Here is a 14471-nt window from a genome sequence, read left to right on the forward strand (position 1 = left end):
TCTTAAAGATTGCAAATCGACATTCTGCAGTTACTCATCCACATCACTCAGTGTTTCCAAAAACCCGATCTTCGTTTCGTCGGGCAGGTTGGCGAGGGTGTCGGCGCGTGCGTGTTCCGTGGACCAGCGCACCCCTTGAAACGGGTTCACCAAACGCGGGCGGCGTTTTGCGCCCACCAGCCAATAGCCGCCGTCCGTGGCCGGGCCGAAGACCCAGTCGTTTTCGCCCAACGCTGCAAACGCCGCTGCAATATGATCGGCGGTGATGTCGGGAATGTCGGAGCCTATGATGACCACCGGACCGGGCGGCAATTGGGCCAAGGGGCGCAGCATGCGGTCTCCCAAATCGCCCCGGCCTTGTGGGATGACGGCCCAACCGTCCGGCCACAAGCGGGGTTGGCTTGCTGCAGCATCCGGCGTCACGGCAAGCCATCGCATCCATCTGTTATCATTGAGTTGTTGCGCAACATGAAACAGGGTTTTACGATGAAAGGCTGCGGCTTGGACGGGTCCGGTATTGGCCGCTAAGCGGGTTTTTGTGCGGCCCATTTTGGGCGCTTTGCTCATGATGACGACATGTTTCATCCATATAACCTTTGATACCAAGACTTGGGCGCGCCGATCAGATACAGCGAAAGGCACAGAAGGTTTTTGAGAGGTCGGGCCCACCAGCCGGTGCGGCGGTAGCGTTCGGCCGACGTTGTGACCGTGCCGTGCAGGCGCTTCAAACGCATCGGCCCAATGCGGCGCACCAAATCGACGTCTTCCATCAAATGTTGGTCCGGGTGAAAGCCGCCGACCTCGGTGTAAAAGTCTTTGTGGATCAGCAGGCCCTGATCGCCATAGGGCAGGCCAAAGGTCTGGGCACGCCAGTTCGCCAGCGCCGCCACGCGGTTGGCCCCTGTGCTGTTGTCGTCAAACCCCAGCCAGAAATAAGCCGCCCGTCTGGCGTTGAGCGGGTCGTCCATGAACGCTTGCGCCAACACCTGCCAGTCCTTAGGCAGCGTCGTGTCGGCGTGCAAAAACAACAACCATGGCCCTGACGCTTTGTCGGCCCCCATAGCCAACTGCCGTCCGCGTCCCGGTTCGACGGAGAACACCTGGGCCCTGGCTTCGTTGGCGATGAGCAGTGTGTTGTCCGTGGACCCACCGTCTACCACCAGGACCTGGACGTCTTCGCCGACACTCTGCAAAGTCTGGTGCAGATGTGCTTCGGCATTTATCGTGGGAATAATAACGCTCAACATGGGCTGAGATTACCACGCACAGAGCCCTGCGCCACACCTTTGATGTTCTTGAATTGTTCTGATATGATGGGCCATGGTTGACGAGTTACCCCATGCCAAACGTAAGGGCCGGGCGGCGGTTTCCAACGCCACGGGGCGCTATGAACGCGAAACCCGGGTGGCGACCCATGACGGGTGGGCGCTGGGCGAAAATGGGGACGGCGACCTGCCGCCGCTGAGAACACATATTCATATGGATACGGTGAAGTCTGCGTTTGCGTGGAACAGCTCGCCCGACATTCCCTTCGACCGCTCCCTCAATCCCTATCGCGGCTGTGAGCACGGCTGCATTTATTGTTATGCGCGCGCGACCCATGCGTATTTGAACTTGTCGCCGGGTCTCGATTTCGAAACCCAGCTGTTTGTGAAAAAGGGATTGGCGGCAGCTTTGGAAAAGGAGTTGAGGAAACCCAGCTATAAAGTCGCCCCTGTGATGATTGGGGCCAACACGGACGGCTACCAACCCATCGAGCGTGAATATAAGTCCACCCGTGAGGTTTTGGAGGTGCTGCAAGCCTATCGCCATCCCTTGGTGGTCATCACCAAAAACTATCTGGTGACCCGCGACATCGATATTTTGGCGGAGATGGCCCAGGATAATTTGGTCACCGTGGCGATCTCGCTCACCACCTTGGACCACAAGCTGGCCAACCAAATGGAGCCCCGGGCGTCTACACCCAAACGGCGGTTGAAGGCGATGGAGGACCTCTCAAAAGCCGGTGTGCCCGTCGCGGTGTTCGCCGCCCCCATGATCCCGACACTGAACGATCATGAGTTGGAAAGCATCTTGGAGGCCGGCGCCAACGCGGGAGCCTCAACGGCGGCCTACATCCTGGTGCGTCTGCCGTTGGAGCTCAAAGCCTTGTTCCAGGAATGGCTGGAAACCTACCAACCCCACAAAGCCAAACGGGTGATGAGCTTGCTCAAACAGTCCCGTGACGGCCAACTTTATGTGCACGAATTTGGAACCCGCATGACCGGGAGCGGGGTGCATGCGAAATTGCTCAACCAGCGCTATCACGTGGCGTGTAAAAAGTTGGGCCTCATACCTGCAGAGCCCGGCGAAGTGAAGCTAAACTGCGACGCGTTTCTGCGCCCGCCGCGCCCGGGCGATCAGTTGAGCTTGATTTAGGCGGACACGCATAAATGTATGATCTATTAGGATTATTCCTATTCTAGACTGAATTTGCAATCATATGACTTAATAAAAGAGCAATCCTCGGGCGCCGAGCGAGGGTGGAACCGTGTTACTTGATGTACGAAAATTGGTCTTTAGCGACGACCTGCTGAAGCGGGCGATCTTGGAATATTTCCTCGATCAAAAGATGCAACATCCCCAATCGCAAATCCAAAAGATCCGTTTTCTGGGCACGCCCGGTGAGAAAGCCCAGGCGGTTGTCGAGTTCATGACTGCGGATCCGAAAAACCCCGTGGAGATCCACCTTAAAGAAGACCAGGTCCTCACGGCTATGATCATGGTTTGCAAAGCCCATCATGTGCCGTTGCCGCGCGATGCCGTAAAAGTTCTGCAGCTGACCAAGCAAGGCCTCGCCATGACCATCTCCATGAAAGTCGACACCCCACCACCCGCCGCCAATCAGCGCCGGGTCAGTTGATTTTTCTCTGTTAACGCGTGCGTTGCACGCATGCTATGGTTGTCCCCTCTTTTGTAAGGGGATGTTATGGCTGAGGCAAAAAAGACGGATCAGAGGATAGAAGATCCCAAGAGTATTTTCGAAAAAATGATTGGCCCATCCATTGGGGTGGCCGTCTTGGGGTATGTCTTCAAGGTCGGAATGGATTTCCACAATGGTCGGACAAAAAAGAAAAACATGTGCAACGCGATTGTTGCTGAAATTAAATTAAACGTCAGCGAGCTCAAGGCGTTTAAGCAAGCACCGAAAGGCCCGGTTCTATCGGCTGTACGTGAAAAACAGAATTTCATTCCTCACGTTGTATATGCCCGCAATGACAGCTTTTTTGCCATGCTAGCATCAGACACAACCGTGCTGCCACACACGGTTTTGCAGCCAGTTGTTGCGTTTTACAATGAACTGGATTTTTTCTATGCCCAAATTGATGGGCTCAAGGAAGAAACGTTTAAGGCCATATCAGACGAAGGCCGAGTCAAAACCGTTTCTGGCTTGTGGGATGCGGCTGAGAATGCCGTCTATCACGGTGAAAATGCTTTGAGGTTGCTCAAAAAAGAAATTCCACCAATTTGGTGGAAAGACGAAGACGAAAAATACTATTGATGCACCCGCATGCGCGTGAGAAACACCGCATTTGGATGGAGGGCGAAAAGGTTAAACGATAGGGGGCGTGGGGCCATAAGTCATAATAACGTTTCCAAATTTCAAACTTCGATTGCAGGGGCTTTCTCAGGACAAAATGTACTGAATGTACCTACAACCAATATATGATAATGAATGCCACTTATCAAGGCGGCCGACCAATTGGTGCAGTTAAGGTTTTAGCATATGCCCGACTTTTCCATCGAACAAACCAAATCCGGCATTGTGTGCGGTGTCGACGAAGCTGGGCGTGGGCCTTGGGCCGGGCCGGTGGTGGCGGGGGCTGCGATTTTGGATGCGGACACACTGCCCCAGGACTTGCCCCAAGACCTGATCGATCAGCTGGACGATTCCAAAAAGCTGAAGGCGGAAAAGCGTGAAGCTTTGTTTGAGCGCTTGGTTGAGGTGGGCGTCACCTTCGGCGTTGGCCAAGCCTCGGCCCAAGAAATCGATGACATCAATATTTTGCAAGCCACCTTCAAAGCCATGGAACGGGCTGTGGAAAATTTAGGCGTCAAACCGGACTTTGCGCTCATTGATGGCAACCGCCTGCCCAAGTCGTTTCCGTGTCCGGCGGACTGCGTGGTCAAAGGCGACGGCTTGTCTTTGTCCATCGCCGCCGCGTCCATCGTCGCCAAGGTCACACGGGACAGATTGATGTTGGAACTGGACCGGACGTACCCGGGTTACGGGTGGGGATCAAACGCAGGATATGGCACAAAAGCGCATCAAGAGGGGCTGAAAACCCTCGGCGTAACCCCAGAACATAGAAAAAGTTATGCCCCTATTCGCAAGATGTTGAGTCTTGAAGAATCCTAAGACTCAACATATTGGTCTAGGAAAATGTAATAAGTCATTGATTCCGTTTATTTGTTGACGGGGATTCTTGCGCCTGCTTTAGTGCGCCCATGACGAATATAAAGAACGGCACCATACTGCCACTCAACAAGATCCTGATCGGGGACTGTATCGAACACATGGAAAGCCTTCCCGAAGGCTGTGTCGATATGATCTTTGCCGACCCACCCTATAACCTGCAATTGGGGGGCGATTTGCATCGTCCGAACAATTCCAAGGTCGATGCGGTGGACGATCATTGGGATCAGTTTGAAAGCTTCAAGGTCTATGACGCGTTTACCGAACGCTGGTTGAAAGCCGCGCGCCGTTTGCTCAAACCCGACGGCACGCTTTGGGTCATCGGCAGCTATCACAACATTTTTCGCGTGGGCGCACAGCTTCAGGACTTGGGCTTTTGGATGCTCAACGACGTGATTTGGCGCAAGACCAATCCCATGCCCAACTTCCGTGGACGGCGCTTTACCAATGCGCATGAAACCCTGATTTGGGTGGCAAAGGGTAAAAACAGCAAGTACCAGTTCAACTACGACGCCATGAAGGCGCTTAATGACGACTTGCAAATGCGTTCCGACTGGACCCTGCCGATTTGCTCGGGCGGGGAGCGTTTGAAAAAAGACGGCAAAAAAGCCCACCCGACGCAAAAGCCGGAAAGCTTGTTGTATCGTGTGATCTTGAGCTCGACCGAGCCCGGCGACGTGATCTTGGATCCGTTTTTCGGCACCGGCACCACGGGTGCGGTGGCGCGCAAATTGGGCCGCAACTGGATCGGGCTGGAGCGTGAAAAGGACTACGCCGAAGTCGCCGAAGCGCGCATCAAACGCGTCAAAGCACAAAAGGATTTGGAACTGCTGCGCACGGCGGCCAAACGTTCACTTCCGCGCGTGCCGTTTGGCTCTGTGGTGGAACGCGGCTTGTTGAAACCGGGCGACACACTGTACGACAACCGCCGCCGCTTTGCCGCCAAGGTTCGTGCGGACGGTACGCTGGTGACGTCTGAATTTAAGGGCTCCATCCACCAAACGGGCGCGTTTGTGCAAAAGGCGCCGAGCTGCAACGGCTGGTCGTTCTGGCATGTGGAGAAAAAAGGCGAGCTGGTGTGTATCGACGCGTTTCGTCAACAAATCCGCGCCGAAATGAATTAAGACAATTTGAGAGATCGGGGAGCACCCCGCACCCTCCGAAGCCCTATTCATACGTTCCAGGTCGCACAGGTACTTATGAGAGTTTAGGGGCTTTGGGGGGTGATTTTATTGTCACTTGCCTCTCTCCAATGCCTCCCCTACAAATGAGGAAAGCTTTTAAGGAGACCTCCTCATGACGTCCAAGTGGGATGCCCGGTTTATTCGTTTGTCGCGTGAAATCTCGTCTTGGTCCAAGGACCGTTCAACCCAGGTGGGTGCGGTGATTGTGGCTGAGGACAAAACGCCAAGTTCGTATGGCTACAACGGCTTCCCGCGTGAGGTGGACGACGACGCGGCGGAACGTCACGAGCGCCCCGACAAATACGACTGGACCGAACACGCCGAGCGCAACGCGATTTATAACGCCACGCGTACGGGCCAGACGCTGTTGAAAAACACCATCTACGTCACCCACATCCCATGCCCCGATTGCGCGCGGGCCATCATTCAGGTGGGCATCAAGCGTGTGGTGGTGGACAAGGCGTCCATCAAAGACGCGGACTTCCAAGAACGCTGGGATGAAAAAGGCCAATTCTCCCAACGCATGTTTGAAGAAGCGGGTGTGGAAATCGGTTACGGCGAAGCGCTCAGCGAAGAGCAACTTCGCGAAGACAAAGACTAATTATTCAGCGCCGATGAAAATCGGATCGGATTCGTGTTCGAGAGACACCGGGCGGGGATCGAGCGCGGCCAAGGTTTCGGCCATATTGTCGGACACGATGTTTTCACACGCCTGGGCCAATTGCTTGCGATCGAAGCTTTCGGCCGAGATGAACGGGGCCGAGAAAATCACGTCGACTTCGCAGCCGCCATTGCCAAACACATTGATCAGGTGAGGCGCCAAAGTCATGTCGCCAAACCAGGTGAACGCTTCACGTTCGGGCTGGCTCATAGGCTCGCCGGTGCGCTTGCGGGTGTAGACCACGGTGATGGGCTGCACTTTGGCTTTGCCGGGCACATCATCCAAGGCTGCAAACAATGAGCTTTTGAACGGTTTGACTTCGGAGCCGTCGGTGGAGGTTCCTTCGGGAAACAGCACCAGGGACGTTCCGCGCACCATACGATAGGAGAGTTCTTGGCGTTGACGTTTCGCATCACGCGGGTCGCGGCTGATAAACACCGTGCGCGCCAGTTGCGCCAAAATGCCGAACAGTGGCCAGTCGGCCACTTCGCTTTTGGCCACGAACACACCTTCGCGGATCACTGCGCCCAAGATAATGATGTCGAGATAAGACGAGTGGTTAGACGCAAACATCGCAACGTTCTTGCGCGGTTGGCCAACCACATTGACCTTAATGCCCGTCAGCGACAGGCAACCTTTGAAAAACAGCTGGCCGAAAACGTGGCGCTTCGCGGGCCAAAGACCCAAAAGCACCACGTAGGGCACGACCAACACCGCAATCAAGAGCCCAAACAGGACCATGGTTACGCCAGCGCGGACAGGCGAAAAGTTCATGCGGCAGCGTCCTGTGTAACAGGAGCTTCCACAGCCGGCTTGTTGTCGCGGGTGTAGTGGTTGCGATATTTCGACGTGACGTTTTCGGTTTCAACGATGATGTTCACATCAATGGTGTTGAAATCGTAATCGATCACGGCGCCGTCGCCGATGACACCACCAACGCGCAGATAGCCTTTGATCAGCGGCGGCAATTCACGCAGCGCGCGACCGACGTCAATGGCGTCTTTGTCCATCATGTTCATGTCCACATAGCGCTGTTCCAACGCATGGGTGCGGATGGACTGTGGTGCCATGTGGTAATGATGCAGATACGACAGCGGCAGTTTCACATCGCTGGGGTTTACGCCCGGGATGGGCGCGCAGCCGAACATGTAGCGCACGGAGTTTGCAAACACGTAGTCGGCAATGCCGCGCCACAACAGCTGCATGGTTCCACGCGAGCGGTATTCGGCGTCAATGCAGCTGCGGCCCAACTCCAGGACTTGGCCGGAGCGTTGCACCAGCGGTTTCAGCTCGAACTCGCTTTCGGAATAAAAACCGGCGTACTCGTCGGCGACATCGCCGCGCAGCAAACGATAGGTGCCGACCACGCAGGGCTTCACCGCCGTCGACCGTTCGCGGTCAATGACCAGCAAATGGTCGCAGAATTCATCATAAGGGTCGAAATCCAGCTCGCTCATGGCGACGCGGGGCGTGGCTTTTGCGCCCATTTCGCCGTAAAACACACGGTAACGGAGCGCTTGGGAGGCGGCCAACTCGACTTCGCTGTCGGCCAAACGGATTTCTAAGTTGTTTACAATTATCGGCTTCACAGCGCCAATTCCTTTTTCGGACTCATACAAGTTCTTGAAACTTGTCATGAGAACGTTGAGACGCCGTGACGATGATATGAAGTGTTGGAGTCGGTTATATGACCAATTTATGACGAGGCTTTGCGGTTTGGTCAAAAAAATAGCCTGCTGTTGAACAGGCTATTTTGGTAAGGTGTTGGACACGATTAAAGGGCGGTGTTGTGAACCACCTTGTCCGGCCCGTGGTAAAAGTCGCAACGGCCAAGGCTGTTTAGCACAAGTGATTTTACATAGTTCATGGACTCAGTGGACCGCGCGTTTTTGTAAATACATTGCTTGCAATGTTCAGTGTCGCCGCAATCGATGCGTTGTTGTGCATCACTCATATCAAAAGCTCCTCGCTTGTGAGACCCCTGCTTTCTTCATGAGCATTGGTGAGGATTAAAGTTTCCTGTGTGTAGGTGTCAGTAAGAAACTAGATAAAAGAGGTAAATAAAAAGTTGAATGAACATGACCCTTTTGGGACAAAAAAAGACCGGCGCTGAGGCCGGTCTTTTTTGTAAATATGCGTGCAGATTAACGCGTCGGCACGGGCTCGTCGCCGGAGTAGTCGTAAAAGCCTTTTCCAGCTTTGCGACCGACCCAGCCGGCTTCGACGTATTTGACCAACAGCGGGCACGGGCGATATTTGGAATCCGCCAAGCCTTCGTACAACACGTTCATCACCGCCAAGCACGTATCCAAACCAATGAAGTCGGCCAGCTGCAGCGGACCCATGGGGTGGTTGGCGCCCATCTTCATGGCGTTGTCGATGGCCGATACCGTGCCAACACCTTCGTACAAGGTATAAACCGCTTCGTTGATCATGGGGATCAGCATGCGGTTGACGATGAACGCCGGGAAGTCTTCGGCGGACACGGGCGATTTGCCCATTTTCACGGCCAGTTCGGACACGGTTTTGAAGGTGTCTTCGTCGGTCGCGATGCCGCGGATCATTTCCACCAGCGCCATGGCTGGCACCGGGTTCATGAAGTGCATGCCCACAAATTGGCCCGGGCGATCGGTCTTGGCCGCCAAGCGCGTGATCGAGATGGAAGATGTGTTCGACGCGATGATCGCTTCCGGTTTCAAAATCGGGCACAGCTCTTTGAAGATGATGTTTTTAACATCTTCATTTTCCGTCGCCGCTTCGATGACCAAATCGCAATCGGAAAAACCGGACATGTCGGCGCCCGTTGAAATCAGCGGTAAAGCTGCGTCCACGGCGCTTTGTTCGATTTTGCCTTTATCGACTTGTTTGGCCATGTAGCCCTTGATGTTGTCGAGCGCAGGGGCCAACGCGTCGGCGTTGGCATCCATCAGGTAAACGCCGTAACCGGCCAGCGCCGAGACATGGGCGATGCCGCGCCCCATTTGACCTGCACCGATGACACCGATTTTCTTGATGTTGTCTACTGACATAACGTTCCTCGTTTTGTATCAAACTTTTGGAAGTTGGGGGCTTAGAGCTTTTCGGAGAGCTCCGGCAAAACATCGAACAAGTCCGCGACCAAGCCGTAATCCGCCACTTGGAAGATTGGGGCTTCTTCGTCCTTGTTGATGGCGACGATGACTTTGGAATCCTTCATCCCGGCCAAGTGCTGAATGGCACCGGAAATACCGACCGCGATGTAGAGTTCCGGTGCGACCACTTTGCCGGTCTGACCGACTTGGTAATCGTTGGGAACGAAGCCCGCGTCGACGGCTGCACGCGAAGCACCAACGGCTGCGCCCAGTTTGTCGGCCACGGCTTCCAACAGCGGGAAGTTGTCGCCAGACGCCATACCACGACCGCCGGAGATAATAACGGACGCTGCCGTCAACTCTGGACGTTCGGACACGGTCAGCTCAGCGCCAACAAAGCTGGACAGGCCGGGGTTGTCGGCACCATCAATGCTTTCAACAGCTGCACTTCCGCCTTCAGCGGCTGCGGCTTCGAACGCAGTGGTGCGCACCGTGATGACCTTTTTGGCATCGGATGACTTCACCGTCGCAATGGCGTTGCCCGCATAGATGGGACGTTTAAACGTGTCCGCATCAATCACGGCGGTGATGTCGGAAAGTTGTTGAACGTCCAGCAGAGCTGCCACGCGGGGCATGACGTTTTTGCCCGTGGTCGTGGCGGCGGCCATCAAGTAAGTGTAGTCGTCCGACAGCTTGACCAAGATCGGGGCAATGGTTTCGGCCAAGGTGTGTTCGTAATCACCACCGTCGACCACCAAAACTTTGGACACGCCTTCGACCTTGGCGCCAGCCTCAGCCACCGCTTGGCAGCCAGACCCGACCACCAAGATGGCCACGTCACCCAGTGCCTTAGCGGCGGTGACGGCGTTCAGAGTTTGTGCTTTGAGTTCCGAATTATCGTGTTCGGCAAGGACCAGTACGCTCATCAGATCACCTTTGCCTCGTTCTTGAGTTTCTCGACCAGCTCGGCAACGTCGGCGACAATCACACCGGCTTCGCGGGCTGCGGGTTCTTCAACGCTCAACACGTCCAGGCGCGGGGCGACATCGACGCCAAGCTCGTCCGTGGTGAGCTTGTCGATGGGCTTTTTCTTCGCCTTCATAATGTTGGGCAGCGACGCATAGCGCGGTTCGTTCAAACGCAGGTCCGTCGTCACCACACAGGGTACCGACAGGCCAACCGTTTCCAGGCCACCGTCAATCTCGCGCGTTACGTTAGCTTTACCGTCTGCGAGTTCGAGCTTGGAGGCAAACGTGCCTTGGCCCCAACCCAACAGGGCGGCCAGCATTTGGCCCGTTTGGTTGCTATCGTCGTCAATGGCTTGCTTGCCCAAAACGACCATGTCGGGATTTTCCTTCTCGACAATGGCTTTGAGCAGCTTGGCGACGGCCAGCGGTTCCAGCACCGCGTCAGTTTGGACATGGATGCCGCGATCGGCTCCCATGGCCAGCGCAGTGCGGATGGTTTCTTGTGCTTGGGTGACCCCCAAAGACACGGCGATAACTTCGTCAGCCGTGCCGGCTTCTTTCAAGCGCACAGCTTCTTCGACAGCGATTTCGTCAAAGGGGTTCATAGACATTTTCACGCCTTGCGTTTCAATGTCCGATCCATCGGTTTTCACGCGGATCTTGACGTTATAGTCAACCACCCGTTTGACGGCGACCAAAACCTTCATGGTACTTATCCGGTATCTGTTTATGTGTTCGTTGCTTCCCTGCGCCGCGATCTTATCGCCGCAGCTGAGGCAAAGAGCTTAGGCAAGTTTTACCGCGCCTGCAAACTCTTTTCGCAGGTGCAAAAACTTTATTGACCAAGTGATTAATTGAATTTGACTTCGATTAGCGATCGCCACCGGGTTTCCACAGCACGTCGGCTGCGCCCTGGTCGTTTTCTGCACGTGCCAGCTGGAAGAGAAAATCAGACAAACGGTTGATATACTTTAAGATTTCTGGGTTTAGGGGGGTGTCGACGTTGAGCTTAACAATGGTGCGCTCAGCGCGACGCGTCAGGGCGCGGGCCACGTGCAGGCGGGCTGCGGCTTCGCTTCCACCCGGCAACACAAAGCTGGTGAGTTCACCTAAAGTATCACTTAAGACATCGATTTCGGCTTCCAAGGCGCAGGTGCGGCCCTCAGCCAGGCGCAAAGCGCCTTCGATTTCACCCGGAGTCGCCAAATCTGCGCCCAAATCGAACAAATCATTCTGTACCCCGGCCAAAAAGCGGTCGGCGTCGCTGCCGTCGTTTAAAACCACACGAGCCATTCCGATGGCACAGTTGACTTCGTCCACGTCGCCGATGGCGTCAAATCGCAGGTGGCTCTTGCTTGCGCGCGAACCGTCGACCAGTCCACTGGTGCCGCCATCGCCGCCACGGGTGTAGATTTTCGATAATTTGACCATCGGGTGTCTCCTTGTTGGGGACTAAACATGCGATTGGCTGACGGGATTCGCAAGCTGCGAATTTAAGCTAACTCGTCCAAATGGGTAATTTCCAAAATTCATCTTACAAACTAACCTTGAATTATGGGGTAAGGCTGCAACCCGGACTGTGGGGGTGCCCTAAACTAAGGGCAAATTCGATTGATGACGGCACATAAACAACCGTTCCGCCGCGTAAGCGCTGTGGTGAGAGACGTTGTCCGCACGGCACAAAGCCAGGGCGTTGGCAGCTTTGACGTGTCGATTGTCGAAAATGACCCGACGGCTTTCTTCCAAGCTATAGAAGCCAGTCCAAGTTCCGTCATCATCACCGACACCGAAGGTGTAATCGAATACGTCAATCCGCGCTTTGTCGAAACGACAGGCTATGCGTCCAGCGAAGCCATCGGCCAAAAGCCAAGTTTGCTTAAATCCGGACAGACGGAACCTGCGATATATGCCAAGCTATGGGAAACCATTTTGCGCGGGGAAACGTGGCGCGGTGAGCTGTGCAATCGCAAGCGTTCGGGCGCGCTCTATTGGGAATCCACCGCCATTGCGCCCATTATTGACGCGAACGGTGCTATCACGCGCTTTGTCGCCATCAAAGAAGACATCACCGAGCGCCGCTTGGCCCAAGACGCCCTGAAAGCCCGACAGTTCCGTGACGCGAAGCTGGCCGAAGTCACGCGCCTGGTCTTGGCCGATTCCAAACCCGAAGCGGTGGAGGCTGCGTTGGGCGTGTTGGGGGAAGCCGTTGGTAGTGCGCGCGCCTTTGTGTTTCGTTTGATGGCTGATGGGCACATGATTTCCAACACCCACGAATGGGTCGCACCGGGCTGTTCTTCGCGCCGGGATAATTACGTCGGCATGGCGACGGAACGCTTCGATTGGTGTTTGAGCCAATTTCGCAACAACACCCCCATCTCTTTGGTCGACGTCAGCGAACTCCCTGACGAAGCACAAGAAATTAAATCCATGATGCAGGACGGCGGCATCACGTCTCATCTGAGCGCGCCGATTTTCGCCAAGGACAAATTCATCGGCTTTGTCGGCGTCGATGTGGAAGGGGAGCCGCGCAACTGGTCCTTGGACGAGCGCGAGCTGGTGACCCGCATCGCCGAGGTGTTGGGATTGGCGTTGTTGCGTCAAGACGCCGAAGACAGTTTGTTGAACACCCGTGACCGCGCTGAAAAGGCCGAGCGCAACCTGATCGACGCGATTGAGAGTATGTCCGAAGGCTTCGTGTTGTACGACGAAGGCGGTAAGCTGGTCGCCAGCAACTCGCGCTTTCGCAAGGACTATGGCTACACCGAAGAACAAGCGCGTCCAGGCGTGCACTTCATGGACTTGGGCCAAATCGATGTGATGCGCGGCAATGTCATTGTTCCCGATGGTTACAAAGACGCGGATGCATATTTGCAAACGCGCTTGAAGTATCGTTTGCGGCTGGAAGGGACCTTCCCGGTGTTGCTCAAAGACGGGCGTCATTTGATGACGCGCGACCGCCGCACATCGTTGGGGGGCTTGGTCAGCATTCAGACGGACGTCACCAAACTCAAAGACACCGAAGAAGCGCTGCGCACGTCGGAGCGTAAATTCTGGTCCGTATTCCACGCGTCGCCCAGTTTGATGAGCATTTCGCGCGACAGCGACCATGCCATCCAAGACGTGAACGCCAAGTGGGTGTCGGTGTTGGGCTATGACTATTCCGAAGCCATCGGCAAATCGGCCCAAGATATGAACATCTGGGTCTCACCATCGGACCGTGAGAAGCTCTACGACGCTTTTGATGCGAACGGTGTGCTGACGGACTATGAGTTGAAACTGCGCACCCGCGACGGGGACGACCGCGATTTCTTGATTTCGGGTGTGCGCCTGTTTGTGAACGAGGAAGAATCGACCCTTCTGGTGTGCGACGACATTACCCAGAGCAAAAAGGCTCAGCTGGAAATCTTCGCTGCCAAGGAACAAGCCGGGTATGCGACCTCGGCCAAGACCGAGTTCCTCACAGGCATGAGCCACGAACTGCGCACGCCTTTGAACGGCATCATTGGCTTTTCGCAAATGGTCAAAGAAGTCAGTGACGTCGGTTTGTCCGATCAGCAGCGGGAATATTTGGGTTTGATTGAGCAGTCGGGCCATCACTTGCTCGACATTATCAACGAGATTCTAGAACTGGCCAAAGTCGAACAAGGCCGTTTGGATGTCAGCCTCGCCACGGTGAACGCCCGCGATTTGATCGGGACCTGTTTGGATTCCTTAAAACCGATGCTGAAGTCCAAGGCCATTGGCCTTGAGTTCGACCGCGAGGCATCGCCGGTCTACATTCAAGCGGACCGTTTGAAGTTCAAACAAGTCATTATCAACCTGGTGACCAACGCCATTAAGTACAATGTGGACGGTGGACAGGTCCGCATCAAAGTTAAAACCAAAAATGAAGAGGTGTGTGTCGCCATCTCGGACACCGGACCGGGCTTGAGGCCTGAACAGACGGCCATGCTGTTTGAGCCGTTCCAGCGTTTGGGTGCGGAATCCACAGATATTCAAGGCACGGGCTTGGGCTTGGTGTTGACCAAGCACATGGTGGAAGCCATGGGCGGCAACATCCGCGTTAAATCACAGCCGGGCGTCGGTTCGACCTTTACGGTGTGCTTGGACAAATCTCAAAACAGCTGATCT

16 protein-coding genes are annotated in these 14471 nt (G+C 55.1%); 7 read left to right on the top strand and 9 right to left on the bottom strand.

Going from position 1 to position 14471, the window contains the following annotated elements; genetic code table 11:
* Window positions 1-30: 30 nt before the first annotated feature.
* Both V5T82_RS02100 and V5T82_RS02105 read right to left on the bottom strand, forming a co-directional pair.
* Window positions 31-585, bottom strand: coding sequence for a TIGR04282 family arsenosugar biosynthesis glycosyltransferase (locus tag V5T82_RS02100; RefSeq protein WP_332893922.1), 555 nt, complete (start codon window positions 583-585; stop codon window positions 31-33).
* Window positions 582-1247 (bottom strand): TIGR04283 family arsenosugar biosynthesis glycosyltransferase, encoded by a 666-nt coding sequence (locus tag V5T82_RS02105; RefSeq protein ID WP_332893923.1) that lies wholly within the window; start codon window positions 1245-1247, stop codon window positions 582-584. The genes V5T82_RS02100 and V5T82_RS02105 overlap by 4 nt, the downstream gene beginning before the upstream one ends.
* A gap of 73 nt (window positions 1248-1320) precedes the next feature.
* On the opposite strand from V5T82_RS02105, the gene V5T82_RS02110 reads away from it, so the two are divergent.
* The 6 genes from V5T82_RS02110 (at window position 1321) to V5T82_RS02135 (ending at window position 6241) form a co-directional block, all read left to right on the top strand.
* The gene (locus V5T82_RS02110) at window positions 1321-2418 is read left to right on the top strand and encodes a PA0069 family radical SAM protein (protein WP_332893924.1); all 1098 of its coding nucleotides are present in this window, start codon (window positions 1321-1323) and stop codon (window positions 2416-2418) included.
* A 112-nt stretch (window positions 2419-2530) separates the two neighbouring features.
* Entirely contained in the window at window positions 2531-2902 is a 372-nt protein-coding gene (locus V5T82_RS02115; RefSeq protein WP_332893925.1) for a hypothetical protein, read from the top strand.
* 66 nt (window positions 2903-2968) lie between these two features.
* On the top strand, window positions 2969-3541 hold the full coding sequence (locus V5T82_RS02120) for a hypothetical protein (RefSeq protein WP_332893926.1): 573 nt from the start codon (window positions 2969-2971) through the stop codon (window positions 3539-3541).
* Between the two features lie 225 nt (window positions 3542-3766).
* A complete protein-coding gene (gene rnhB / locus V5T82_RS02125; protein ID WP_332893927.1) occupies window positions 3767-4399 on the top strand; it encodes a ribonuclease HII in 633 nt (210 codons plus the stop codon).
* A gap of 89 nt (window positions 4400-4488) precedes the next feature.
* A complete protein-coding gene (locus V5T82_RS02130; protein ID WP_332893928.1) occupies window positions 4489-5580 on the top strand; it encodes a site-specific DNA-methyltransferase in 1092 nt (363 codons plus the stop codon).
* 172 nt (window positions 5581-5752) lie between these two features.
* Window positions 5753-6241, top strand: coding sequence for a deoxycytidylate deaminase (locus V5T82_RS02135; RefSeq protein WP_332893929.1), 489 nt, complete (start codon window positions 5753-5755; stop codon window positions 6239-6241).
* Here V5T82_RS02135 and V5T82_RS02140 read toward each other — a convergent pair whose 3' ends face one another.
* From V5T82_RS02140 to V5T82_RS02170, 7 genes are all read right to left on the bottom strand, one after another.
* Complete coding sequence (locus V5T82_RS02140; protein WP_332893930.1) at window positions 6242-7075, bottom strand: lysophospholipid acyltransferase family protein; 834 nt, start codon at window positions 7073-7075, stop codon at window positions 6242-6244.
* Complete coding sequence (locus V5T82_RS02145; protein ID WP_332893931.1) at window positions 7072-7890, bottom strand: GNAT family N-acetyltransferase; 819 nt, start codon at window positions 7888-7890, stop codon at window positions 7072-7074. Before V5T82_RS02145 ends, V5T82_RS02140 begins: the two co-directional genes overlap by 4 nt.
* 185 nt (window positions 7891-8075) lie before the next feature.
* Window positions 8076-8255, bottom strand: coding sequence for a hypothetical protein (locus V5T82_RS02150; RefSeq protein ID WP_332893932.1), 180 nt, complete (start codon window positions 8253-8255; stop codon window positions 8076-8078).
* A gap of 190 nt (window positions 8256-8445) precedes the next feature.
* A complete protein-coding gene (locus tag V5T82_RS02155) occupies window positions 8446-9330 on the bottom strand; it encodes a 3-hydroxybutyryl-CoA dehydrogenase (protein ID WP_332893933.1) in 885 nt (294 codons plus the stop codon).
* 41 nt (window positions 9331-9371) lie between these two features.
* Window positions 9372-10298, bottom strand: coding sequence for an electron transfer flavoprotein subunit alpha/FixB family protein (locus V5T82_RS02160; protein WP_332893934.1), 927 nt, complete (start codon window positions 10296-10298; stop codon window positions 9372-9374).
* Window positions 10298-11047: an electron transfer flavoprotein subunit beta/FixA family protein gene (locus tag V5T82_RS02165; protein WP_332893935.1), complete on the bottom strand. Its 750-nt coding sequence runs from the start codon at window positions 11045-11047 to the stop codon at window positions 10298-10300. The genes V5T82_RS02160 and V5T82_RS02165 overlap by 1 nt, the downstream gene beginning before the upstream one ends.
* 163 nt (window positions 11048-11210) lie before the next feature.
* Window positions 11211-11771 carry a cob(I)yrinic acid a,c-diamide adenosyltransferase gene (locus V5T82_RS02170; RefSeq protein WP_332893936.1) on the bottom strand — a complete coding sequence of 187 codons (561 nt, stop codon included), beginning with the start codon at window positions 11769-11771 and terminating at the stop codon, window positions 11211-11213.
* A 183-nt stretch (window positions 11772-11954) separates the two neighbouring features.
* Between V5T82_RS02170 and V5T82_RS02175 the strand changes: the two genes are divergently transcribed.
* Window positions 11955-14468 carry a PAS domain S-box protein gene (locus V5T82_RS02175; RefSeq protein WP_332893937.1) on the top strand — a complete coding sequence of 838 codons (2514 nt, stop codon included), beginning with the start codon at window positions 11955-11957 and terminating at the stop codon, window positions 14466-14468.
* Window positions 14469-14471 lie beyond the last annotated feature (3 nt).

The organism is Magnetovibrio sp. PR-2 (genome assembly GCF_036689815.1).
GTDB lineage: Bacteria > Pseudomonadota > Alphaproteobacteria > Rhodospirillales > Magnetovibrionaceae > Magnetovibrio.

What these genes read in the sequence shown, in the direction of transcription:
- V5T82_RS02100 (WP_332893922.1), bottom strand. Translation starts at nt 585, where the DNA reads ATGAAACATGTCGTCATCATGAGCAAAGCGCCCAAAATGGGCCGCACA.
- V5T82_RS02105 (WP_332893923.1), bottom strand. Translation starts at nt 1,247, where the DNA reads ATGTTGAGCGTTATTATTCCCACGATAAATGCCGAAGCACATCTGCAC.
- V5T82_RS02110 (WP_332893924.1), top strand. Translation starts at nt 1,321, where the DNA reads ATGGTTGACGAGTTACCCCATGCCAAACGTAAGGGCCGGGCGGCGGTT.
- V5T82_RS02120 (WP_332893926.1), top strand. Translation starts at nt 2,969, where the DNA reads ATGGCTGAGGCAAAAAAGACGGATCAGAGGATAGAAGATCCCAAGAGT.
- rnhB (WP_332893927.1), top strand. Translation starts at nt 3,767, where the DNA reads ATGCCCGACTTTTCCATCGAACAAACCAAATCCGGCATTGTGTGCGGT.
- V5T82_RS02130 (WP_332893928.1), top strand. Translation starts at nt 4,489, where the DNA reads ATGACGAATATAAAGAACGGCACCATACTGCCACTCAACAAGATCCTG.
- V5T82_RS02135 (WP_332893929.1), top strand. Translation starts at nt 5,753, where the DNA reads ATGACGTCCAAGTGGGATGCCCGGTTTATTCGTTTGTCGCGTGAAATC.
- V5T82_RS02140 (WP_332893930.1), bottom strand. Translation starts at nt 7,075, where the DNA reads ATGAACTTTTCGCCTGTCCGCGCTGGCGTAACCATGGTCCTGTTTGGG.
- V5T82_RS02150 (WP_332893932.1), bottom strand. Translation starts at nt 8,255, where the DNA reads ATGAGTGATGCACAACAACGCATCGATTGCGGCGACACTGAACATTGC.
- V5T82_RS02155 (WP_332893933.1), bottom strand. Translation starts at nt 9,330, where the DNA reads ATGTCAGTAGACAACATCAAGAAAATCGGTGTCATCGGTGCAGGTCAA.
- V5T82_RS02160 (WP_332893934.1), bottom strand. Translation starts at nt 10,298, where the DNA reads ATGAGCGTACTGGTCCTTGCCGAACACGATAATTCGGAACTCAAAGCA.
- V5T82_RS02165 (WP_332893935.1), bottom strand. Translation starts at nt 11,047, where the DNA reads ATGAAGGTTTTGGTCGCCGTCAAACGGGTGGTTGACTATAACGTCAAG.
- V5T82_RS02170 (WP_332893936.1), bottom strand. Translation starts at nt 11,771, where the DNA reads ATGGTCAAATTATCGAAAATCTACACCCGTGGCGGCGATGGCGGCACC.
- V5T82_RS02175 (WP_332893937.1), top strand. Translation starts at nt 11,955, where the DNA reads ATGACGGCACATAAACAACCGTTCCGCCGCGTAAGCGCTGTGGTGAGA.